This window comes from Neorhizobium galegae (assembly GCF_017877135.1).
GTDB lineage: Bacteria > Pseudomonadota > Alphaproteobacteria > Rhizobiales > Rhizobiaceae > Neorhizobium > Neorhizobium galegae_A.
In genome coordinates this window covers 111,875-133,322 of record NZ_JAGIPH010000007.1, presented here as the reverse complement: position 1 = coordinate 133,322, position 21,448 = coordinate 111,875, and the positions used below count along the sequence as shown (strand labels likewise).

Below are 21,448 nucleotides of genomic sequence, written 5' to 3'. Positions count from 1 at the left end.
TCATTCCCCTTTGTTCAGATTGTATTTCATGATGCTGCCGTGACGTCCGTTGCGGTCGCGTTCGAGCGTGTAGACGTCACCCTCCAACTCCTTCGCCTCGGCCATCACGGCCTCGATATCGGAGAGATCCTTGTCCGACAGGGTGATGTCGGAAATGGCGAGATTTTCTGCCAGATGATCGCGGTTGCGCGCGCCGACGATGACGGCGGCCACACCCGGACGCCGCAGCATGGCGGCGCTGGCGATGGTGGCGATATCGGTCCGGTGGCGGTCGGCAATGCGCCGCAGGGTGGCAAGCAGCGCCTGGAACAGATCCCAGCCGCCGATATCGTCAATGATCAGCTTGTATTTGGTGAGCGACCGATTTTCGAGCGGATGGGCTGGTTCGGCGACGCCCAGCCACTTGTCGCTCAGAAAACCGCCGGCCACCGTGCCGTAGCAGAACAGGGCAAAGCCATGCTGGGCGGCGAGCGACACCATGCGCTTTTCCGGCCGCCGGTCGAGCAGCGAATATTGCAGCTGCAGCGAGGCAAGCGGAATGCCGGCGGCAAGGAGCGCTTCGATATGGTCGCTGTCGAAATTGGTGCCGCTGACCTTGTCGATCTTGCCTGCCTGCTGGAGCTCCTTCAGCCAGCCTGCCGTCTCCAGCCAGCCGTCGATGTCATAGGCCCACCAGTGGAACTGCACGAGGTCCAGCCGTTCGAGGTTCAGCCGCTTCAGCGAGGTGTCGATGACGCCCTCGACGTAAGCCTTGCTGATGGTGGGCAGTACCGTAAGGTCCGGCACGAACTTGGTATGGACGCGAATGCGGCGCAGCGCCTCTTCACCGCGAAGGTCGCGATAGGCAAGGCGGAAGCGGCCGATCAACTCCTCGACGCCGGTATAGATATCGGCACAGTCGAAGGTGGTGATGCCGGCATCGGCGAAGGCTACCATATCCTCCACTGCGACGGCCGGATCGACGGCGCCGTGCCCGCCGGCAAGCTGCCAGCCGCCGCGGATGACGCGGGAGATTTCATAGCCGGGGGCGAGCGTGATGCGTTGCATGGGATCAGTCTTCTCTCAAGGGAACGGCAGTGGTTTCGGCATGGCTGAAGCGGCGAAGCCCGGTTCGGCGAATGCGCAGGCGCGTCGCGCAGTTCGGATCGGGACAGGCGATATCCGCATCCGTCGTCATCCAGTCATGCGGATGGGTGGGGCGCTGCTTGGCGGCCAGGAGCGGCATTACGGAAGCGAGCGAATAGATGGAGATGCCCTGCCCCGGCGGCAGATACAGCATCTCGCCCTTCAGCTCGAAATGATCGCCGGGCTTGGCGCCGCAATAAATGGGTCCGTCTTCCGGGACCACGACCTCGACATGCAGGTCGAAAAGTTCGAAGCTGTCATCCTTGCTCATGCCGCCTCCTCGCCGCTCGCCAGTCGCGCCCGAACGAGATCGAAGGAGCGGCCGATATCGTTTGCCAGCGCCTGCATGGCCGTCTCCGCATCGCCCTTCTCGATCGCCTCGATCATCGCCCAGTGATGGTCGGTCGCGGCAAGGCCACCCTGTTCGTCATGGATCTGCGCGGCGGCCCGAACCACGGGACCCGATTGCAGCCACAGGCTTTCGACAATCGGAATCAGCACATGCGAACCGGCGGCGCGATAGATGTGGAAATGGAAGCGCTGGTTGAACTGCGAGGTGACGGGGCCGATGTCCTGACCATGCTCTTCGAAGGCATGATCGCAATCGTGATTGACCTGTTTGAGGATTGCGATGTCCTCGGCGCTGAGATTGGGCAGGGCAAGCTGGACGAGGCGGCCTTCGATCAGCACGCGCGCACGCTCCAGATCGTCCAGCCGCTGGCGGGTGATCAGCGGCACGCGCACGGTGCGGTTCGGCATGGCCTCCAGCGCCTGTTCGGAGACGAGGCGGCCGAGCGCTTCGCGCACCGGCATGGTGCTGGTCTGCAGCCGTTCGGCCAGATCAACGATCCGCAGCGGATCGCCGGCGGCAAAGCCGCCATTGATCAAGGTCTGGCGCAACTGGCCATAGACGCGATCCTGGACGGTTTCCCGTCCGACCGGCGTCAGCGCCTCGACGCTGTTCATCTGTGTTTCCGTCATCCCTGCCTCATGCATCAGCCGTACAATTTTCCGGTTGATTTTCTTTTAGGCTTAAAGTTTGATCAAACATCATACATCAAATCAAGACCCAATTTTCATGATGACCGCAAGCGCAATTCCACAAAGCTCTGCCCACCCTCCCCCGATGATCGAGGCGAGACGCCTGACCAAGCGGTTTTTCGGCATGACGGCGGTGGACGGCATGTCGCTGACGGTCGGGCGTCAGGAAATGGTGGGGCTGATCGGCCCGAACGGGGCCGGCAAGACGACGATGTTCAGCCTGATTGCCGGCAGCATGCAGCCGACCTCCGGCGAATTGTGGATCGCCGGCCGCGAAGTCTCCCGTGAGGCCCCGGAAAAGCGCATCGGCCATGGCTTGGCCCGCACCTTCCAGATCCCGAAACCCTTTGCCGAAATGAGCGTGCTGGAGAACCTGCTGGTCGGCGGGCAGCGCCAGCAGGGCGAAGGCCTGATCGCCAACTTCCTGAAGCCGGCGGCGGTGCGTGCCGAGGAAAAGGCGCTGATCGAAAAGGCGCGCGGGCTTCTCGACTTCGTCACCCTCTCCCATCTCGAACACCAGCCGGCGCGGGTCCTGTCCGGCGGCCAGCGCAAGCTTCTGGAACTCGCCCGCGTGCTGATGGCCGATCCGGACGTGATCCTGCTCGATGAGCCGGCCGCCGGCGTCAATCCGGCGTTGCTGGAGGTCATTATCGAGCGCGTCATCGCGCTCAACAAACAGGGCAAGTCGATCCTTTTGATTGAGCACAACATGGACATGGTGTCGCGGCTCTGCACCCGCGTCGTTGCCATGGCGCTCGGCAGGCTTCTGGCGGAAGGCACGCCTGCGCACGTTGCCTCCAACCCGGCGGTCATCGAAGCCTATCTCGGAGGCGGTGCATGACAGCCCCCATTCTTTCGACCCACGGACTTGTGGCCGGCTACGAGCCGGACCTGCCGATCGTGCGGGGCATCGATTTTTCCGTGTCGAGCGGCGAACTGGTGGTGCTACTCGGTCCGAATGGTGCTGGCAAATCCACCTTCGTCAAGGCGATTGCCGGTCTGGTTCCAATCCATGCCGGCACGATGATGCTGAACGGGCGCGACATCACCCATGTCAGCCCGCACCGCAAGGTGGCGGAGGGGCTGGCCTTCGTCCCGCAGACGGAAAACGTCTTCGCGACCATGACCATTCTGGAGAACCTGCAGATCGCGGTCGCGCATCTGCCGAAGGCAAAACGTGGCGCCGCCATCGAGGCGCTGTTTTCCCGCTTCCCGGATCTTGCTGCCCGGCCCTCGCGTCTGGCCGGTGCGCTCTCCGGCGGCCAGCGGCAGATGCTGGCGGTGGCGCGCGCGCTGGCGCTTGATCCGCCGGTCATCATCCTCGATGAACCCTCGGCCGGCCTTTCGCCCAAAATCGTCAGCGAGGTCTTCGACATGCTGAAGGCGATCAATGCCGGCGGCGTGACCGTGCTGCTGGTGGAGCAGAACGTGAAGGCAGCACTTGCGATTGCCAGCCGTGCCGTGATCCTTGCCGAAGGCCGCATTGCCCATGAAGGCCTGCCGGAGGAACTTGCCAGCGATCCGCTGGTCGGAAAGATCTATCTCGGCACCGCGCATGGCCATCAGGGGGCGCCCGCATGAACCCGCAATTCATCATGGACGGCCTGATTGCCGGTGCGATCATCGGCCTCGGTGCAGTCGGCGTGACGCTGACCTATTCCATCCTGCGCTTCTCGAATTTCGCCCATGGCGAACTCTTGTCCTGGGGCGCCTATCTGGCGCTCGCGGTTGCCGGTGCGCTCGGCTTCCTGTCGGCAGGCTTGACCAAACCCATCGCGCCCTTCTCCTTCGGCTGGGCGCTGCCCATCTCGGCCGTGATCGCGATTGGGCTGACGGGCCTTCTGGCGCTGGCGGTGGATGCCCTTCTCTTCTCCAGCTTCCGGCGGCGCGGCAGCGCGATCATCATCATGGTGATGGCAAGTTTCGGCGCGTCGCTAGCGCTACGCAGCCTTCTGGAATTCCTGTTTACCTCGAAGCCCGCCTATTTCACCAAGGCGCTGCAGATTGCCATGAAGCTCGGCGGCGGTCTTCGCGCCACGCCGGACCAGTTGCTGATGCTGGGGGTGGCGCTGGTCGCCGTCGTCACCGTGCATCTCCTGATGACGCGCACGGATATCGGCCGCGCCATGCGGGCGGTCAGTGAAAATCCGGCACTCGCCAGCATTGCCGGCATCGATGTGCGCCGGGTGATCCGCACCGTCTGGTTCCTCGGTGCTGCCCTCGCCTGCGTCGCAGGCATCATGAGCGGGCTCCTGATCCAGATCCGCCCCTATCTCGGTCATGACCTGCTGCTGCCGCTGTTTGCCGCAGCCATCCTCGGCGGCATCGGTTCGGTGCCGGGCGCGATGCTGGCCGGCCTCATCATCGGGCTCTGTGAGGCGCTTGCCGTGCAGGCGGTGGGGGCGGAATGGCGCGCCGCCGTCTCCTTCGTCATCCTCATCGCCGTCCTCCTCGTGCGTCCGCGCGGCCTGTTCGGGAAAGCGTCATGACCCTCGATATTCTCGCCTATGCCGCCTTCTTCCTGTCGATGGCGCTGACCTATGCGATCATCTGCCTCGGGCTGAACGTACAATGGGGCATGACCGGCCTGTTCAATGTCGGCATTGCCGCCTTTGTCGCGGTGGGCGCCTATACTTCGGCGCTTCTGACCACCCCACCGAGCCCGGACCGTTTCGGCGGTTTCGAGCTGCCGATCTTCGTCGGCTGGCTGGGGGCGGCGGTGACCTCCGGCCTGCTCTCCTGGGCGGTCGGGGCGCTCACGATCCGGCTGCGGTCCGATTACCTGGCGATCGCCACCTTCGGCATCGCGGTTACCGTACAGCTCTGCATGCTGAACCTGCAGCCATTGACCGGTGGCCCCTTCGGCATCGGCTTCATTCCGCGCCCTTTCGCCGATCTGCAGGACAATGCGCTTGCGTTCAGCCTCGCCAATTTCGCCGTCATGGCGATCGTGGTGCTTGCTCTCTATCTGGCGCTTGAACATCTGGCGAAAAGCCCGTGGGGCCGCGTGCTGCGGGCCATCCGCGAGGATGAGATGGCGGCGCAGGCGCTCGGCAAGCGGCCGATCCGCTTTCGCCTGCAGGCCTTTACGCTCGGCGGCGCCATCATGGGGCTTGCCGGTGCGGCGCAGGCGCATTTCATCGGCTTCATCGCGCCCGACAACTACATGCCGATCCTCACCTTCCAGGTCTGGGCCATGCTGATTGTCGGCGGCTCCGGCAACAATCGCGGTGCGATTGCCGGCGCCATTCTCGTCTGGGGGCTCTGGGCGCTGTCAGCGGCTGCCGTCTCCACCTTCGTTCCGGCAGAACAGCAGGCGCGTGCCGCCTCGCTGCAGATCGTCGCCATCGGCGTCGGCCTCTGCCTCATGCTTCTCTGGCGCCCGCGCGGCCTGTTCGGCGAGGTCAGTCCACTGACTCGCCTGAAATCGTTGCGCGCCGCCCCATCCAAGGAATGATTGCCATGCAAGCCCATCCCGAACGCACCCTTCTTGCCCCCGGTCTGGAGATCAGCCGTCTCGTCTGCGGCCTCTGGCAGGTGGCCGATATCGAGAAGGATGGCACGATCATCGATCCCGAACAGGGCGCCGATGCGCTGGAGGCCTATGCCCGCGCCGGTTTCGACACCTTCGACATGGCCGATCATTACGGCTCGGCCGAAATCATCACCGGACATCTGCTGAAGCGGTTTGCGGCAGTCGGCCCCAGACCGCGGGCCTTCACCAAATGGTGCCCGGAACCGGGTCCAATGACGCGCGACATTGTTCGTCGTGGTGTGGAGGAACGGCTCCAGCGCCTCGGCGTCGACAGGATCGATCTCTTGCAGTTCCACTGGTGGACCTTCGAGCATCCGGCCTGGCTGGATGCGCTGCACGAGATGCAGGCGATGAAGCAGGAAGGCCTGATCGGCGCGCTTGGCCTCACCAATGTCGATGCAGCGCACCTGGCGCTCGCACTGGCGGACGGTATCGAGATCGCCAGCAACCAGGTCTCCTTCTCGCTGGTCGACCGCCGCGCCGCCGGCGCCCTGTCTGATCTCTGCGCCACAAGCGGCGTGAAGCTGCTCGCCTATGGCACGCTCTGCGGCGGCTTTCTTTCGGAAAAGTGGCTCGGCCAGCCGGAGCCCGCCTCCATTGCCGACTGGAGCCGCTCGAAATACAAGCGCTTCATCGATACCGCCGGCGGCTGGGAGCCCTATCAGGCCATTTTGCGCGCGGCCTCCGAGATTGCGAGAAAGCACGGCGTGTCGCTGTCGAATGTCGCGAGCCGCTGGGTGCTGGAGCATGAGGCGGTGGCGGCCACCATCATCGGCGCTCGGCTGGGCGAAAGCGAGCACCGCGATGACAACCTCAACGTCTTCCGTTTCGCGCTGGATGCAGAGGATCACGCCCTGCTGGATGCAGCTTTCGCTGAGACGAAGCCCATTCCCGGCGATTGCGGCGACGAGTACCGCAAGCCTCCCTTCCTGACGGCGTCCGGCGATCTCAGCCATCATCTCGATGCCATTCCGTCCGTCTATCAGGCCGAGCCGGTGCCGGGTCGCCCGGGTCGCCTGCGGGTTTCCTCCGGCAGCATATGGGAGCCGATCGCCGGCTACAGCCGTGCGGTCCGGATCGGCAACCGCGTGCTTGTCTCCGGAACAACGGCAACCCACGGAACCGACCGTTGCGTGGCGCCCGGCGATGCAGGCGCGCAGGCGACCTATATCCTCGACAAGATCGCCGCTTCGCTCAATCCGCTGGGCGCCAAGATGGAGGATGTTGTCCGTACCCGCATCTACCTGAAGGATGCCGAAAAATGGGAGCCGGTGTCGCGCGCGCATGGCCGCGTGTTCGGCACGGTGCTGCCGGCCAATACGCTGATCGAGGCCGGCAACCTGATCGGCGATTATGAGGTGGAGATCGAGGTGGAGGCCATCGTGGAGGGGTGATTGCCACCTCATTCCCTCTTCTTTCGCATGACGGCGCGACCAAACTGCTATAACGGCGAAGAAGACCTGTTCGTCACACCGCAAGGACCCCATGCTATGGCACCTCCGCCCCGCCGCCCCGTCAATCCGAAGGATGCCGCCGAAGCCCTGTTCAAGCCGGTGAAGAAACCGGTCGCGCCGGCGGTCGAGCGCCCGCGCGTGCCAAATGCCAAGGAACTGGTGTCGTTGAAGATCGACAGCGACATTATCGCCTTTTATCAGGACGGTGGTCCCGGCTGGCAGGATCGCATCAACGACGCGTTGCGGGCGGCTATGATCGCCGAGATCTGACGGCAAATTTCCCCAGCGGCCTTGTCCGACGGCGGCGCCTCCTCCCGTCGGCGTGCCGGACAGAGGGGCCAGTCATTTCTTGAGGATAGGTCATGCACATTCTCGTCACGGATACCGCATCGGCCGAAGATGTCGCCGCCATCGGCAGCCAGCTCTCGGCCTTTAACGAACAGGATGTCGGTCCGGCCGATCGGCGCGCCTTGAGCGTGCTGGTGAAGGCGCCGGATGGCACGCTGGCGGCTGGCCTCAACGGCTATACGGCCTGGGGCTGGCTTTATGTGCAATGGCTCTGGGTCGGGGAAAGCCTGCGTGGGCAGGGACTGGCGGGCCAGATGCTGCAGGCCGCGGAAGACGAGGCGCGCGCACGCGGCTGCGGCGCCGCCTTTATTGACACCTTCAACCCCGCCGCCAAAAAAGCCTATCGGCGGCAGGGCTATGAGGTGTTCGGAGAGCTTGCAAATTTCCCCGCCGGCCGCCGCCGCACCTTCTTGCAAAAGCGCCTGTAGAGCAGCTGTCCTCCTATCCGTGCCTGCCGTTTGCCGTCAGGTTTGCGTCCACTCAGGCAGCCAGTCGCGGTGGGCGAGGAGCAGATCGTCCACCAGCGACCAGATCTGGTCGAGATCAAGCTCGGCGGCCGTGTGCGGGTCCATCATCGCGGCATGGTAGATATGCTCGCGGTTTTCGGTGGTGAGCGCCCGCACCGTCAGTTCCTGCACGTTGATGTTCGTGCGCATCAGCGCCGTCAGCTGTGGCGGCAGCGCGCCGATGAAGGTGGGCTGGATGCCGTTATGGTCGACAAGGCACGGCACCTCGGCGGCACAATCGGCCGGCAGCGAGGTGATGCAGCCATTGTTGCGCAGATTGCCGTAGATGACCGAAGGCTCGCCCGTCCACACCGAATTGATGATGGAGGAGGCATATTCCTTCGACTGGCTGACTTCGATCTTATCGGCCGAACGGTAGGCTTCCGCTTGGCCCTTCCAGCGGGCGATCTGCTCGATGCAGCGTTTGGGATATTCATCGAGCGGAATGCCGAACTTCTCGATCAGGTCCTCACGCCCCTCCTTGATGAAATAGGGCGTGTATTCGGCAAAATGCTCGGAGCTTTCCGTGACGAAATAGCCAAGCCGCGTCAGCATCTCGTAGCGCACCTTGTTCGGGCAGCGCGGGTTCCAGCCGGGCTTTGGCGCCCTGCCCTCGCGATAGCCGCGCACGAGGTCCGGATAGAGATTGCGATAGCTGCCGTCCGTCTGGCGATGCTCGAATTCGAGGAAGAAGGCCATGTGGTTGATGCCGGCGGAGCGGTAGCGGATTTCTTCGTAGGGGATGTCGAGATCGTGGGCGAGCTCCATCGCCGTGCCCTGCACCGAATGGCAAAGGCCGACCTGGCGGATCGACGGGTATCTTTCCGCAATCGCCCAGGTATTGATCGCCATCGGGTTCACATATTGCAGCATGATGGCATTCGGGCAGACCGCCATCATGTCCTCGCAGATCTTCCAGAGATGCGGCACGGTGCGAAGACCGCGCATGATGCCGCCGACGCCGAGCGTATCGGCAATCGTCTGACGCAGGCCGTATTTCTTCGGCACTTCGAAATCGGTCACCGTGCAGGGTTCGAAACCGCCGATCTGGAAGGCGACGACGACGAAATCCGCCCCTTCGAGCGCCTTGCGCTGGTTGTCGAACGTTTCCGCCGTCGCCTTCACCCCAAGCGTCGCAATCAGCTTGTTGACGACGATGGCGCTTTCCTCCAGCCGCTGCGGGTTGATGTCCATGAGCGCAATGCGGGCGTCAGACAGCGCCGGGCGCTGCAGCACGTCGCCGACGATGTTTTTCATGAACACCGTCGATCCCGCGCCGATGAAGGTGATTTTCGGTTGTCCTACCATGTCTTCCTCCGGCATGTCCGCCCTCAGGCGATCTCAAAGTTTGTGGAGGTTCTCACGATATCGGGTCGCCCGTCACCGAGGATAGCGTTTCTGACGCCGTCCGAAGCGGTCACGTGGCCGGCAGATCGGCAGACCGGACATCATCAAAAGACGCGACGATGTCCGTTACGGAACGGCCTAAAACCTCTGGAAAAACTGGACCATGCGGCCACCCCTTTCCGGATGGCTGCATAGAACCTCCCCCTCCGGCGGCGATTATGCCTTTATTTGAGAGCCGGGCCAGATGAGGATTATGCTTTCACGGGTAATTTTGTGCTGCAGGATTTGATCGTTCGTGGTTCTGCCGTCCGCACGGTTTCGCTGCCGTGCGGACGCCACACGGTGCACAACCTGCGCAAGGTTTGAGGGCGCCGGCCGTCAGGCCGGTTGCGGCCGGACGGGTGAATTCAAGCCGCATGCAGATGTCAGGCGGCAGAAGGCGTCGTGCCGTTCTGCGCAAGCGCTTCTGCAACGGCCAGATCGGCCATGGCAAGGGCTGCTTGCCGGGTTTTTGCCGCGGCAATGAAACGGCCATTGTGACAGAAGCTTGCCCCGACGACGCCGCAGACCTCCTCCAGCGCACTTCCGGTCAGGCCCGCCCAGGAAGCCGGCAGATCGGCGCGCAGCTCGAACCCCTCGTCCGTGCGGCGAATGCCCGTCAGGCACCAGTCCTTGTCGCGCGGATGAACGACGAAGAGCAGGTGATCGGCACCGGCCTTCACCACGGCCGGGCGGAACGGCATGCCGGACGGCAGTTCCAGAATGCGCCCCTCTCCCGCCTGTTCAATGGCCAATTGCACGATGGCTTCGGCACGAAGCTTTGCGGCCTGTCGGGCCATCGCCGCTTCCACGAAGCTGCGCGCAATGGCAAGGGCTGCCTGAAAGGCCCGCTCGTCGGCGTCGGGCGCCTTGTCGTCGAACACCGGCTTCAGGGTTTCGAGCAGTGCCGGCAGCGTGAGTGCGGAAAGCGGCCCGGCGGTCGAAGGATCAATCGCGCCATTGTCGAGGAGATCGACCGGCAGCACGAAATTTTTGTCGAAAGAGGCATGCACCGTGTCGAGATGCGGGTCGGCAATGCCGCAGGCGCTCAGATAATCCCGGCCGAAATGCTTCCAGATCAGCCCGAATGAGCTGTAGGGCTTGCCATCCTCGCGAAGCGGCGCGCCGCGCTGGTGATGGTCGAAAATGCCGGCGCCGGCATCATAGGCGCCGCCGACATCGTAGATGATGCGGTCGCTTTCGGGTGTGATCCATTCGGGCGCACGGCTGCGCACGAGGCGCGCCTCAGGAAAAAGCCGGGTGAGGATGACGCTCGACAGCAATTCGTCGGCATGGAAGCCACCCGAATGGGTGACAAGAAATTGAGGGTTCATGCCGCTTTGGCCTTCGGTTCGAAACGCAACGGGGGTGGAGGCGACCGGATAGCCATTGTTGGCGGGGATCTCAACCCTTCTGCCGCAACTTGAAGGAATGGGAGTCGCGGCTCAGGCGATCCGGGTAATCTCAAGTTCCTGCTCGCCGAGAAGCGCCACATCGCCCAGCCGCTTGCCAAGAAGCAGTTTTGCGACCGGTGAGACATAGGAGATGGATCCGGTGGTTGGATCGGCCTCGTCCTCACCGACGATGCGATACGTCTGGGCGCGGCCATCGTCGCGGCGGAAGCTGACGGTGCTGCCGAAGGCAACCGTTTCCGACGACGTGGGATCCGGCATCACCTGGGCGGTGTGGACGCGTTCGGCAAAATAGCGCAGGTCGCGTGCCGGGCCTGCCATCTGGCGTCGCCGCTCGTTGACGTCATTGATCAGGCTTGCCGCGTCATGAGCGGTGCGCGCCTCCTGAAGCTTTTGCTCCAGTGCCTGCAATCCGCTTTGCGTCACAAGGTTGGGGTGGGGCGAGATCACGCGGTCCGGCAGCTGGGTTTCGGCCGCTGTTTCCGCACTCTCTTCCTTGACGAAGGCAACACTCACGCTTCAACTCCCGTTACGGACAGCCGCGGACGCAGCGTCAGAGGCCGCGACCACGCGGCCGGATCCCTCCCATATAGGGTGTCAGCGCCAAAGATGAACCCATGACCCGGTGAATCGGGACAGGGGCTTCTACCAGACGAGACCGCGGGCAGCCACTTCTTCCACGCGCGTCACCACGCCATTGCGGTGAAAGGTCATGGTGTCGAAGAGGTTGGAGATGACGCAGGTGTGGTTCGGCACGATGCGCACCTTTTCGCCGATCTCCGGCCGGATGCCATCGACGCGCGACAGATCGACCACGCCGTGTTCCTCCGAAAGCCCGGTGATCACCGCGTCCGGATATTCGACGATCAGGCCGTAATCGGAAAAGCCGAGCAGATCAGACGTCAGCGCCTTGGAGCCGGCGTCGAGAACGGCGCGATCCGGTGTCGGCCGTGAAACGACTGTTGCCAGCACATGCATGGCGCAGTCATCCAGCGTGCAATGGCCGGCTCGCACCATCGAGCGGTCGTTGTAGATATAGGTGCCGGCGCGGTGCTCCGTGGCAGACGGCACCAGATGGGCGGAAAACAGGCTCGGCGTGCCGCCGTTCGAACGGATGGCGCAGTCGATGCCGTCAATGGCAAGATAGCCCATTGTGGCGATGAAGAAATATTCGACGGCCCCTTCGCCGTTCGCCTTCGGATAGGTCATCAGGCCGCCGAAGCGCAGGCTCTTGCTTGCCCAGATGCCGCGGGCAAGGGCCGCCGCTTCATCGGGCGTCTGCACGCCGCAGCGGCCGGCGCCGGTGTCGCATTCGACAAGAACGGTGAGCGGCTTGCGGCCGGTGAAATAGGCCGAAAGGCCGGTTACCGTCACGATGCTGTCGGCAACGACCTTCAGGCCTGAAATCCGCTCATTGAGGGCCGCAAGCCGCGCCAGCTTTTCCGGCCCCAGAATGTTGAAGGTGATGAGAATGTCTTGAAAGCCGGCATCCGCAAAGATCTCCGCCTCGGTGATCTTCTGGCAGTTGATGCCCGTCGCCCCCGCCTCAACCTGCTGGCGGGCAAGGGCCGGGATCTTGTGCGTCTTGATATGCGGACGAAATTTCAGCGAATGGCTGTCCATGTAGGACTGCACGCGCAGGATGTTGGCGGCAAGCCTGTCCTCGTCGATCACCGGCAGCGGCGTGGAGAGAGACGACAGCGCATCGCCGGGCTTTGCCGTGGGAAGTTCAGGCGGAAATGTGCTGTCCAGGTCCATGTCAGGCGGCCTCCGTGTCATGCGGGTCGGCCATGATCGGCCAGATGTCGCGGCGCGCCCGCCGGTAAGGGTTGGTCGCCGGGTTGTTGGGATAAGGGGATCCGGCCGAGCAGTAAAGGATCTCGCTGGCAATGCGCGAGAAGGCCGCATAGAAATGGTTGGTGGATTTGATCACCAGCAGCTGCTTCTGTGTCGGATCGATACCGAGCGCCGTATAGAGCGAGGGATCATAGCTCTGGACCCTGACCGAGCTCAGGATCACGTCGATGCCCTCGAGATGGATATGGGCGGCATCGCCAAAGGGGGCGATACTGTCGCCAAACCGCATTTCAGCGTTGCGCACCAGTTTCACCACCTTCACGATGCCGTCGATCGGGTGGCCGGTGCCTGGCGCGGATTTTGCCCCGAAACGCAGCGGAATCTCGGCGCCTTCGCCCGCTGCCATGCAGATTTGCACGGCAATCGGATCCCAGATCATGCCGACAGCGGCATTGGTGACGCTGCGCACCAGAAGCTCGCCGAGAACCACCGTTGCATCGCCTGCGGTGCCGCCGCCCGGATTATCCCACATGTCGGCGATCACCACCGGGCCCTTCTCGATTTGAAGCGCCCGTGTCACGGCCTCCTTCTCGTCCATCGAGGGCATCATGAAGGTGCCGCGCTTGGAAAACAGCTCAAGCCCCAGCGCGCGCGCCAGATGCTGGCTCTTTTCCGCCTTGCCATCGGTCACGGCAATGGTTTTCGTCCCCATTTCGGGCACGTCACCGGCCATGAAGCCATGGATGACGGACAGCGACAGCACGTCCGGGTCGTCTGCCTCGATCTGCTTGATCTTGTCGACGAAGGAGCGCATCGGCTCGCGCGAGGTCGGAAACACGTCGATCATCCGGCAATCGAATACCGACATGACCGGTTTTACGCGGCCCTCCAGCGTATCGACGGCGATACGCCACAGATCCTCGGCACGATCGACGAAATCCGTATGGGGAAACTCCTTGAAGACGACGAAGAAATCAGCCGCCGCTACGCGTTTTTGCGTGAGGTGGCTGTGCGGATCAAGCTCGGCGCAAAGAAGTATATCCGGCCCGATGATGTCACGGATGCGCGTCAGAAAGTCGCCTTCCGGATCGAGATAGCCATCGGCAACCATGGCGCCATGAAGCCCGAGCACGACGGCATCGACGGGCATGGCCGCCTGCAACTGCGCCAGGATCTCGTCGCGCAGGCTCTCATAGGCCTCCCGGTTCAAGAGACCCGCCGGATCCGCCCAGGCCGCCGTGCCCTCGATCAGCGTCCAGCCTTTTTGCGCGCAGACCTTCCGCCCGACGGTGATCGGTGCGGTGCAGAGCGTCGGCGTTTCGGGGTGTTCTCCAGGAGGCGCATAAAGCGATTCCTCGAACGCCCGGCGATCGACGCAGATCGGCGAAAAGGTGTTGGTTTCCGTGGCAAGGGCGGCCGTAAAGATGCGCACAGGGTTTGCTTTCTGGTGTCAACACGAGGGAACGTGGTCAGCGGGACCGGGCTGAATGAGAAGATCAGCCCATCGGGTTGGGCAGATAACCGGTAAAGCCGGATATTTTCCAGGCTCCTTCGTGACGGCGGCAGTAATAGAGCGTCTGCCAGCGCATCACGTCGAGGGTGCCGTCGGCCTTTCGGATGCCGCCATCGAATTTCTTGCGCACCAGGGCCGTGTCGCCAGAGACTTCGATCTCTTCCAGCGTGGTGGTGGTGAAGATGGCAATACGCGGATCTTCGCCATAGGACTGTTGCGCAAAATCTGCCGCCTGGCGCAGCCATTCCTCGCGGTAGGCGGCAAGGGTCGGAAAGGCCAGACGCCAGTTGTCGGGATTGCCATCGCGATTGCCGGAAATGCCGATAAAACCCTCTTCGACAAAATCATCCGCGACCATCGACCAGTCAGCGGCAAGAAAAGCATCGATGTCGCGCGGCACCAGCATCTGCCAGATAGCGTGGCGGGCTTCGTCTTCAGGCGGAAAGGGATTCTGGAAGGGATCGCGCATCGGGGCCTCTTGTCTAAATTCTTTTCATGACATGCGAAAAACTCTGGTCAAAATCCGAGGATTATGGTCCAGTGTCAACAATCGAAGAAAATAATTTGCATGAGGGCCGTATGACCATCACCCGTTACGGTGCAGAAAAAGCCGGCGCCGGCGGTCAGAGACTGCCATTTGCGCGCGCCGTGGAAGCCGATGGCTGGCTGCATGTCTCCGGCCAGGTGGCCATGGAGGATGGCGAGATCATCTCCGGCGGCATTGTCGAGCAGAGCCACAAGGCGATCCAGAACCTCATCGCCATTCTGCACGAAGCCGGTTACGGCGTCGAGCATGTCGTGCGCTGCGGCGTGTGGATCGATGATCCGCGCGATTTCTGGAGTTTCAACAAGATCTACCAGGGCTATTTCGGCGAGCACCCGCCGGCACGCGCCTGTGTCCAGGCCTCCATGATGGTCGATTGCAAGGTCGAGATCGACTGTATCGCCTACAAGCCGAAATCCTGATTTCGGGTCCGCGGAGGTCGCATGGATATTTTCGAGACGATACAGGAAGACCGCGACCAGTTCTCGCCGTCCGAACAGCGTATCGCCGATATCCTGCTCGATCACTTCGACTTTGCCGTCAACGCCTCGATCATTGAGCTGGCCGAGCGGGCGGAAGTGTCGCCGCCCACGGTCACCCGCTTCTGTCGCCGGCTCGGCTGCCAGAGCTTTTCCGAATTCAAGGTGCGCCTGGCGAAAACCGCCTTCATTGGCGTGCGCTACCTCAATCCGGGCGCCAAGAGCACGGAACCGGCGGATGTCGCCGAGGATGTGTTCACCAAGGCGCAGAACGCGCTCTTCATGATGCATCGGGCGCTGGACGCTGCCCTCCTGGATCGCGTGGCCGAGAAGTTGTCGCGGGCGCAGATGATCTACGCCTTCGGCTCCGGCGGCAATTCCTCCATGGTGGCGAGCGAGCTGCAGAACCGCCTGTTTCGCCTCGGTTCGCGGGTGACGGCCAGCAATGACCACAATATGCAGCTGATGCTGACGGCCGCCGCCCAGCCTGAGGACGTCATCATCGGCTCCTCCTTTTCCGGCCGCAATGCCGAACTGGTGCGCTGCTTTACCCTTGCGCGCGAAAACGGCATCGGCACGATTGCGCTCACCCAGAGCAACAGCCCCGTTGCCGCCGCAGCCGAGCTGGTGATCGGGATCGACCTGCCGGAGGGCGAGAATATCTTTCGCCCCACCTCCACCCGCTTTGCCTTCCTTGCCGTCATCGACGTGATCGCCAGCCTCGTTGCCTATCGCAACCGAAAGCGCTCCACCGTCACCCTTCGCCACATCAAGCAGCAGCTGGTCGAGCACCGCGACGGTGACGACCGGCAGATCCTCGGAGACTAGTCATGCCTGCATCCGTCGCCATCGTCACCGGGGCCGCGGGCGATATCGGCCGGGCCATTGCACGGCGCCTGTCGGGAAGCCATGACGTGGTGGCGTTGGTGGATATCGATGAAGGCGCGCTGGCGGCGGCGGCCGCGGAACTCGGCGGCGCACCAAGCTTTGTCGCGATTGCCTGCGATGTCACGGATGAAGACAGCGTGCGCCGCATGGCAGCAAAGGTCGGGGAGCTCGGCCGTGCGACGACGCTCGTCAACAATGCCGGCGCAGCGCGTGCCGTTTCGCTTGGCGATACGACGGCTGATATCTGGCGGCAGGATAGCGCGCTCAACCTCGAAGCGGCGTTCCTCACCTTTCGCGCGCTGGAAGAGCCGTTGAAGGCCGCGCAAGGCGCGCTCATCAACATCGCGTCGGTGAACGGCATGGCCGTCTTCGGCCACCCGGCCTATAGCGCCGCCAAGGCCGGCCTCATCCATTTCACCAAGCTTGTCGCCGTCGAATACGGCAAATTCGGCATCCGCGCCAATGCGGTCGCACCCGGAACCGTACGCACCCAGGCCTGGGAGGCACGCGCCGCCGCCAATCCGCAGGTCTTCGAGGAAGCCAAGCGCTGGTATGCGCTGCGTCGCATTGCGACCGCCGAGGACGTGGCCAATGCCGTCCATTTTCTGTCAAGCGATCAGGCATCCGCCATTACCGGTGTGTGCCTTCCCGTCGATTGCGGGCTAACCGCCGGCCAGGCGGAACTGGCTCGCACCTTTTCGCAATCTGACAATTACTGACCCGTTCGACCACCATAAGCATAAGGGGAACCACCATGGCCGACGCACACTTTCGTCTCGAGAACAGCTGGGCTCCGATCGAAGGGGATGACGGCGGCGGCTTCGTCTTCACCCTCGTCAATCTCTCGGATGCGCCGATTTCCGGCTTCACGCTCGCCTATACCTCGCTCACCCGCGTCAAGGATCAGCCGGCCTGCGGCAATGCCCGTTTCCTGCGGCGCAACGCCAATTTCCACCAGTTCGCCCCGCTGGACGGCTTCGTGCTTGAGCCGGGTGCCGCCTGGCAGTTTTCGGTGCAAGGCCTCTGGCGCCCTGCCCGCCACCGCACCGATGGCGCAAAATCCGCCTATCTGACGCTTGCCGACGGCACTCATGTGGATGTCGCCGTGGACGATCTGATGCTGGCCGGCCGCCACAGCGAACCGGCACCGAGCCTTCTGCCCGAAGGCAAGGTGACGGAACCTTTTGCGCTGCTGCCCTACCCGGCCGAGGCGCAGCTTCAGGCGGGCGAAACCTTTCCCGTAGCGCTTTATCCCGCAGACGGCACGAGCCTGGACGACCAGAAGGCCATGCAGGCCGTCGGCGCGCTGTATCGCCGCCTGTTTTCGGTCGGTCATGCGCCGTTTGCGCTGGGCAGCGTGCATGAGGGCCGGGCGCTGAAGTTTGTCGCCGACACCACACTCCCCAAGGAATCCTACCGCCTCGACTTCGGCTCCGACATTACGCTCACCTATGGCGATGCGGCCGGCCGCGCCTATGGCCTCACCGCACTGGCGCAACTGCTGCATGGTGCACGGCTGGAGCCCCAGACGTTTTCGTTTCCGGCCTCGGGCCATATCAAGGACGCCCCGCGTTATGGCTGGCGCGGCTGCCATCTCGATGTCTCCCGGCAATTCTATCCGGTAGCCGATGTCACTCGCCTCATCGACATCATGGCCTGGCTGCGGCTCAACATTTTCCACTGGCACCTCACCGACGATGAAGCCTGGCGGTTGGAGATCAAGGCCTATCCGACGCTCACCACGCTCGGCGTTCTGCGTGGCCCCGACGAGCCGATGCTGCCGCAGCTCGGCAATGGCGCGCAGCCGGTCGGCGGCTTTTACACGCAGGAGGATGTGAAGGCGATCGTTGCCCATGCGGCATCGCTGCATGTCGAGGTCGTGCCGGAGATCGACATTCCCGGCCACAGCACGGCAACGCTCACGGCTCTTCCCGACCTCGTCGACGGACAGGAAGCCCCCGACAGCTATCGCTCGGTGCAAGGCTATCCGAACAATGCGCTGAACCCGGCAATCGAGGAAACCTATGTCTTCCTCGGCAAGGTGTTTGACGAGATGGTCGAGCTTTTCCCGTCAAAGCTCATCCATATCGGTGGCGACGAGGTGGCGGCCAATACCTGGATGGCCTCGCCGCTGGCCCGCAAGCTGATGGAGAAGGAAGGCATTGAGGGCACGTTCGGCCTGCAGAGCCATTTCATGAAGCGCATCCAGGGCATGCTTGCCGAGCGCGGCCGCAAGCTTGCCGGCTGGGACGAGGTATCCCACGGTGGCGGCGTCGATCCGGCCGGTACGCTGTTGATGGCCTGGCAGAAGCCGGAGGTCGGCATCGAGCTTGCCCGTGAGGGCTATGACGTGGTGATGACGCCCGGACAGGCCTATTATCTCGACATGGTGCAGGCCACCGAATGGCAGGAGCCGGGCGCCAGCTGGGCCGGCACGGTGCCGCCGCAGCACACCTATACCTATGAGGCCGTGGGCGAATTTCCCGAGGAGCTGAAGCCGCGCATGCGCGGCGTACAGGCCTGCATCTGGTCGGAGCATTTCCTCAATCGCGATTACTTCAACCATCTGGTCTTCCCGCGCCTCGGTGCGATTGCCGAAGCCGCCTGGACGCCGAAGGACCGGAAGGACTGGCTGCGCTTTGCCGCCATCGCTCCGCTGGTGCCAAAACTCTGATTTTTTTCAAAGGACTGTTTCGATGACCTATCGTATTGCCGTGGGCGGCATTCATACCGAATGCTCGACCTCCTCGCCCGTGCTGATGCAGCCGGAAGATTTTCGCGTGCTGCGCGGGGATGAGCTTCTCGGCGCGAACTATTTCAGCTTCCTGAAGGCCGACGATATCGAGCATCTGCCGCTGCTCCATGCCCGTGCCGTGCCGGGCGGTCCCGTTGCCCGCCACACCTATGAGGCATTCAAGGCGGAGTTTCTTGACCTCCTCAAGAAAAGCCTGCCGCTCGACGGGCTTTATCTCGCCATGCATGGCGCGATGAATGTCGAGGGTATGGACGATGCGGAAGGTGACTGGATTTCGGCCGCCCGCGCCGTCGTCGGTCCGGACATCCCGGTTGCAGCCAGCTATGACCTGCACGGCAATGTCACCCAGAAAATCATCGACCAGCTCGACATCTTTGCCGCCTATCGCACCGCCCCGCATATCGATGTGCGCGACACGATGGTGCGCGCCTGGTCGATGCTTGCGAAGACCTTGAGGACCGGTGAAAAGCCGGGCGTCGTCTGGGCGAAGGTCCCGGTGCTCCTGCCCGGCGAGCGGACCTCCACGGAAGACGAGCCGGCCAAGAGCCTTTACCTCAAGCTGCCCGGACACGATGTCCGCTCCGGCATCTGGGACGCAAACCTCATGGTCGGCTATGTCTGGGCCGACGAGCCGCGCGGCACGGCCTGCGCCGTGGTGACCGCAACGGACTCGGCGGAAGCCGCCAATGTCGCCTCGGAGATTGCCAAGAGCTACTGGGATGCAAGGGCGGACTTCCAGTTTGGCCCTGTCACCGGCCCGCTCGCCGACATGCTGGAAATCGTCGACAAGACGCAGACGCGTCCGGTGATCCTCGCCGATTCCGGCGACAATCCGACCGGCGGCGGCGTTGGCGACCGCGCCGATGTGCTGAAGGCGCTGATCGAGAGGGATTTCGACGGAGCCGTGATCGGCGGCATCACCGACCGCCCGGCGGTCGACGCCTGCTTTGCGGCGGGTGTCGGCGCGGTGCTCAGCCTGAAGATCGGCGGCTCGCTCGATCCGGCAAGTCCGTCCGTCACGGCGCAGGCAACGGTCGTCCGCCTTGATGACACCGGCGTCGACAGTGAACGGCAGGCCGTTGTCACCATCGGCGGCATCACGCTGATCCTGGCGGCCAAGCGCCGGCCCTACCACAATCTCGCTGATTTCACCCGCCACGGCATCGATCCGCAGGCGGTGCGGCTTCTGGTGGTCAAATCCGGCTATCTGTCGCCGGAGCTTGCGCCGATTGCCAATCCCAACCTGATGGCGCTCACCGATGGCGTCATCAACCAGGATATCGAACGCATCCGCAATACGCGCCGCACGATGCCGAGCTATCCCTTCGTCAAGGATTTCGAGTATATCCCCGATCCCCGGCCTTCGGCGCGCTTTGCCGAAGCGCCTGTTCCGAAACCGTAAGGCCCCGCCAGATATGCCTCGATACTCCTTTGCCCGCCGGGGTGCCGCGTGAGCGCGGCCCTTCGGGCAAGCTTCAAAAACCCGTCGCTGCGGGTCAGTGCCCTTGCCATCTTCTTCTTCGGGACGACGGGGGCTGCCGTTTCCCCCTACCAGTCGATCATCGGCATCCAGGAACTGGGGTTGAGCGATGGAGGCTACGCGCTTCTGATGCTGGCGGCGGCCGTGATCAATGTCACGGCCAGCGTCCTGATGGGTATCTTTTCCGACCGGCTCGGTGATTATCGAACCTCCATCGTCTATGTGTCGCTGTTCGGCATCGCCGGCTTTGGCATCGTCTACCTCATGGCGAGCGCCCCCGCCTTCGTCGTGTCGAAGCTCATCCTGCTGCCGGTCTTTGGCGCGCTGAATTCGTTGATCTTTGCCAATGTGCGGGCAAGCTCGACGGGGCTCAGCCCCTCGGCGCTGATTGCCGTCAATTCCACCATGCGCGCCACCATTTCTCTCTCCTGGGTGCTGATGCCGGGACTGGTCGGCCTGATGCTGATGAAGGCGCCGAGCATGTTGCCGGCCTATCTGGTGGCAACGGCCTCCGCGCTTGTCTGCTTCGTGCTTGCTCTCTGGTTCCTGCCGCGTGGCGAAACGCCGGTCGAGCGCCATCATGAAGACCGTTACAAGGTGTTTGCCTCGCTGGGTGAGGTCATGGCGCCGCGCGTGCTCTTAAGGGTGCTCTCCATCTCGCTCATCTGCTCGATGCTCTATGTCAGCGATACCGTGCGCCCGCTCATCGTCACCGGCAAGGCCGGCGGTACGGTGGCCGATCTCGGCATCATCGTCGGCATCGTCGCCTTCCTCGAGATCATCTTCATCGTCGTCTGGGGAAAAGCGGAACGCTACATGCGCGCCGTCACGGCGCTGGCGCTCGGGGCCAGCCTCTATGTGGTCTACATGGTGCTGCAGGGGCTTTCCAGCGCCACCTGGCATGTCTATGCCCAGACGGTGCTGAGCGGTATTGCGGCCGCCGCCATCATCAGCCTGCCGATCACATATCTGCAGGACCTGATTGCCGACCGGCCGGGCCTTGGCAGTTCGCTGATTGCGGTCAACATGTTCTTAAGCGCAGGGCTCAGCGCCGTGGTATTCGCCATCGGCACCCGAATCGGTGAATATGGCGCGACATCCATCCTGAGTGCCGCGCTCGGACTTGCCGGCGTCGTGTTGCTGATTGTGCTCGACGGCGGGTCCAGGAAGCGGATGGTTTGAGCA

22 protein-coding genes are annotated in these 21,448 nt (G+C 63.2%); 13 read left to right on the top strand and 9 right to left on the bottom strand.

The window, feature by feature from the left end:
* Genes J2858_RS19230 through J2858_RS19220 form a run of 3 tightly spaced genes read right to left on the bottom strand, consistent with a single transcriptional unit; the run spans nt 1 to nt 2,091 of the window.
* Nucleotides 1-1,047, bottom strand: a complete 1,047-nt coding sequence (locus tag J2858_RS19230) for an aldo/keto reductase (RefSeq protein WP_210106466.1) — start codon at nt 1,045-1,047, stop codon at nt 1-3.
* 4 nt (nt 1,048-1,051) lie between these two features.
* Nucleotides 1,052-1,396, bottom strand: a complete 345-nt coding sequence (locus J2858_RS19225) for a TIGR04076 family protein (RefSeq protein WP_210106465.1) — start codon at nt 1,394-1,396, stop codon at nt 1,052-1,054.
* On the bottom strand, nt 1,393-2,091 hold the full coding sequence (locus J2858_RS19220; protein WP_245366712.1) for a GntR family transcriptional regulator: 699 nt from the start codon (nt 2,089-2,091) through the stop codon (nt 1,393-1,395). Before J2858_RS19220 ends, J2858_RS19225 begins: the two co-directional genes overlap by 4 nt.
* 115 nt (nt 2,092-2,206) lie before the next feature.
* On the opposite strand from J2858_RS19220, the gene J2858_RS19215 reads away from it, so the two are divergent.
* The 7 genes from J2858_RS19215 to J2858_RS19185 all read left to right on the top strand — a co-directional run bounded on the left by J2858_RS19215 (nt 2,207) and on the right by J2858_RS19185 (nt 7,931).
* Nucleotides 2,207-3,007: an ABC transporter ATP-binding protein gene (locus J2858_RS19215; protein WP_210106560.1), complete on the top strand. Its 801-nt coding sequence runs from the start codon at nt 2,207-2,209 to the stop codon at nt 3,005-3,007.
* The gene (locus tag J2858_RS19210) at nt 3,004-3,747 is read left to right on the top strand and encodes an ABC transporter ATP-binding protein (protein WP_210106463.1); all 744 of its coding nucleotides are present in this window, start codon (nt 3,004-3,006) and stop codon (nt 3,745-3,747) included. Before J2858_RS19215 ends, J2858_RS19210 begins: the two co-directional genes overlap by 4 nt.
* Nucleotides 3,744-4,655 (top strand): branched-chain amino acid ABC transporter permease, encoded by a 912-nt coding sequence (locus J2858_RS19205; protein WP_142880559.1) that lies wholly within the window; start codon nt 3,744-3,746, stop codon nt 4,653-4,655. The genes J2858_RS19210 and J2858_RS19205 overlap by 4 nt, the downstream gene beginning before the upstream one ends.
* Nucleotides 4,652-5,623, top strand: a complete 972-nt coding sequence (locus tag J2858_RS19200) for a branched-chain amino acid ABC transporter permease (RefSeq protein WP_210106462.1) — start codon at nt 4,652-4,654, stop codon at nt 5,621-5,623. The genes J2858_RS19205 and J2858_RS19200 overlap by 4 nt, the downstream gene beginning before the upstream one ends.
* Nucleotides 5,620-7,095 (top strand): aldo/keto reductase, encoded by a 1,476-nt coding sequence (locus J2858_RS19195; RefSeq protein WP_210106461.1) that lies wholly within the window; start codon nt 5,620-5,622, stop codon nt 7,093-7,095. The genes J2858_RS19200 and J2858_RS19195 overlap by 4 nt, the downstream gene beginning before the upstream one ends.
* A 96-nt stretch (nt 7,096-7,191) precedes the next feature.
* Nucleotides 7,192-7,425: a BrnA antitoxin family protein gene (locus tag J2858_RS19190; protein WP_210106460.1), complete on the top strand. Its 234-nt coding sequence runs from the start codon at nt 7,192-7,194 to the stop codon at nt 7,423-7,425.
* A 92-nt stretch (nt 7,426-7,517) separates the two neighbouring features.
* Nucleotides 7,518-7,931: a GNAT family N-acetyltransferase gene (locus tag J2858_RS19185; protein ID WP_210106459.1), complete on the top strand. Its 414-nt coding sequence runs from the start codon at nt 7,518-7,520 to the stop codon at nt 7,929-7,931.
* A gap of 36 nt (nt 7,932-7,967) precedes the next feature.
* Here J2858_RS19185 and J2858_RS19180 read toward each other — a convergent pair whose 3' ends face one another.
* The 6 genes from J2858_RS19180 to J2858_RS19155 form a co-directional block, all read right to left on the bottom strand.
* Nucleotides 7,968-9,317 (bottom strand): alpha-glucosidase/alpha-galactosidase, encoded by a 1,350-nt coding sequence (locus tag J2858_RS19180; protein WP_210106458.1) that lies wholly within the window; start codon nt 9,315-9,317, stop codon nt 7,968-7,970.
* 464 nt (nt 9,318-9,781) lie between these two features.
* A complete protein-coding gene (locus J2858_RS19175; RefSeq protein ID WP_210106457.1) occupies nt 9,782-10,729 on the bottom strand; it encodes an MYG1 family protein in 948 nt (315 codons plus the stop codon).
* A 111-nt stretch (nt 10,730-10,840) separates the two neighbouring features.
* The gene (gene greA, locus J2858_RS19170) at nt 10,841-11,323 is read right to left on the bottom strand and encodes a transcription elongation factor GreA (protein ID WP_210106456.1); all 483 of its coding nucleotides are present in this window, start codon (nt 11,321-11,323) and stop codon (nt 10,841-10,843) included.
* A gap of 129 nt (nt 11,324-11,452) precedes the next feature.
* Nucleotides 11,453-12,565 (bottom strand): D-TA family PLP-dependent enzyme, encoded by a 1,113-nt coding sequence (locus tag J2858_RS19165; RefSeq protein ID WP_210106455.1) that lies wholly within the window; start codon nt 12,563-12,565, stop codon nt 11,453-11,455.
* A 1-nt stretch (nt 12,566) separates the two neighbouring features.
* Complete coding sequence (locus tag J2858_RS19160; RefSeq protein WP_210106454.1) at nt 12,567-14,036, bottom strand: M81 family metallopeptidase; 1,470 nt, start codon at nt 14,034-14,036, stop codon at nt 12,567-12,569.
* A 64-nt stretch (nt 14,037-14,100) separates the two neighbouring features.
* The gene (locus J2858_RS19155) at nt 14,101-14,586 is read right to left on the bottom strand and encodes a hypothetical protein (RefSeq protein WP_210106453.1); all 486 of its coding nucleotides are present in this window, start codon (nt 14,584-14,586) and stop codon (nt 14,101-14,103) included.
* Between the two features lie 110 nt (nt 14,587-14,696).
* On the opposite strand from J2858_RS19155, the gene J2858_RS19150 reads away from it, so the two are divergent.
* The 6 genes from J2858_RS19150 to J2858_RS19125 are packed head-to-tail and all read left to right on the top strand — an operon-like array spanning nt 14,697 to nt 21,445.
* The gene (locus tag J2858_RS19150) at nt 14,697-15,083 is read left to right on the top strand and encodes a RidA family protein (protein WP_210106452.1); all 387 of its coding nucleotides are present in this window, start codon (nt 14,697-14,699) and stop codon (nt 15,081-15,083) included.
* A 21-nt stretch (nt 15,084-15,104) separates the two neighbouring features.
* A complete protein-coding gene (locus tag J2858_RS19145) occupies nt 15,105-15,968 on the top strand; it encodes a MurR/RpiR family transcriptional regulator (protein WP_210106451.1) in 864 nt (287 codons plus the stop codon).
* A gap of 2 nt (nt 15,969-15,970) precedes the next feature.
* Nucleotides 15,971-16,747 carry an SDR family oxidoreductase gene (locus J2858_RS19140; RefSeq protein ID WP_210106450.1) on the top strand — a complete coding sequence of 259 codons (777 nt, stop codon included), beginning with the start codon at nt 15,971-15,973 and terminating at the stop codon, nt 16,745-16,747.
* 35 nt (nt 16,748-16,782) lie between these two features.
* Nucleotides 16,783-18,702 (top strand): beta-N-acetylhexosaminidase, encoded by a 1,920-nt coding sequence (locus tag J2858_RS19135; protein ID WP_210106449.1) that lies wholly within the window; start codon nt 16,783-16,785, stop codon nt 18,700-18,702.
* Between the two features lie 22 nt (nt 18,703-18,724).
* Nucleotides 18,725-20,185, top strand: coding sequence for a M81 family metallopeptidase (locus J2858_RS19130; protein ID WP_210106448.1), 1,461 nt, complete (start codon nt 18,725-18,727; stop codon nt 20,183-20,185).
* Nucleotides 20,186-20,233: 48 nt separating this feature from the next.
* On the top strand, nt 20,234-21,445 hold the full coding sequence (locus tag J2858_RS19125; RefSeq protein WP_210106447.1) for an MFS transporter: 1,212 nt from the start codon (nt 20,234-20,236) through the stop codon (nt 21,443-21,445).
* Nucleotides 21,446-21,448 lie beyond the last annotated feature (3 nt).

Coding starts and splice junctions, on each gene's coding strand:
- J2858_RS19230 (WP_210106466.1), bottom strand. CDS start 1,047: ATGCAACGCATCACGCTCGCCCCCGGCTATGAAATCTCCCGCGTCATC.
- J2858_RS19135 (WP_210106449.1), top strand. CDS start 16,783: ATGGCCGACGCACACTTTCGTCTCGAGAACAGCTGGGCTCCGATCGAA.
- J2858_RS19150 (WP_210106452.1), top strand. CDS start 14,697: ATGACCATCACCCGTTACGGTGCAGAAAAAGCCGGCGCCGGCGGTCAG.
- J2858_RS19210 (WP_210106463.1), top strand. CDS start 3,004: ATGACAGCCCCCATTCTTTCGACCCACGGACTTGTGGCCGGCTACGAG.
- J2858_RS19130 (WP_210106448.1), top strand. CDS start 18,725: ATGACCTATCGTATTGCCGTGGGCGGCATTCATACCGAATGCTCGACC.
- J2858_RS19190 (WP_210106460.1), top strand. CDS start 7,192: ATGGCACCTCCGCCCCGCCGCCCCGTCAATCCGAAGGATGCCGCCGAA.
- J2858_RS19195 (WP_210106461.1), top strand. CDS start 5,620: ATGATTGCCATGCAAGCCCATCCCGAACGCACCCTTCTTGCCCCCGGT.
- J2858_RS19175 (WP_210106457.1), bottom strand. CDS start 10,729: ATGAACCCTCAATTTCTTGTCACCCATTCGGGTGGCTTCCATGCCGAC.
- J2858_RS19205 (WP_142880559.1), top strand. CDS start 3,744: ATGAACCCGCAATTCATCATGGACGGCCTGATTGCCGGTGCGATCATC.
- J2858_RS19165 (WP_210106455.1), bottom strand. CDS start 12,565: ATGGACCTGGACAGCACATTTCCGCCTGAACTTCCCACGGCAAAGCCC.
- J2858_RS19140 (WP_210106450.1), top strand. CDS start 15,971: ATGCCTGCATCCGTCGCCATCGTCACCGGGGCCGCGGGCGATATCGGC.
- J2858_RS19220 (WP_245366712.1), bottom strand. CDS start 2,091: ATGAACAGCGTCGAGGCGCTGACGCCGGTCGGACGGGAAACCGTCCAG.
- J2858_RS19185 (WP_210106459.1), top strand. CDS start 7,518: ATGCACATTCTCGTCACGGATACCGCATCGGCCGAAGATGTCGCCGCC.
- J2858_RS19180 (WP_210106458.1), bottom strand. CDS start 9,317: ATGGTAGGACAACCGAAAATCACCTTCATCGGCGCGGGATCGACGGTG.
- J2858_RS19200 (WP_210106462.1), top strand. CDS start 4,652: ATGACCCTCGATATTCTCGCCTATGCCGCCTTCTTCCTGTCGATGGCG.
- J2858_RS19155 (WP_210106453.1), bottom strand. CDS start 14,586: ATGCGCGATCCCTTCCAGAATCCCTTTCCGCCTGAAGACGAAGCCCGC.
- J2858_RS19145 (WP_210106451.1), top strand. CDS start 15,105: ATGGATATTTTCGAGACGATACAGGAAGACCGCGACCAGTTCTCGCCG.
- J2858_RS19225 (WP_210106465.1), bottom strand. CDS start 1,396: ATGAGCAAGGATGACAGCTTCGAACTTTTCGACCTGCATGTCGAGGTC.
- J2858_RS19215 (WP_210106560.1), top strand. CDS start 2,207: ATGACCGCAAGCGCAATTCCACAAAGCTCTGCCCACCCTCCCCCGATG.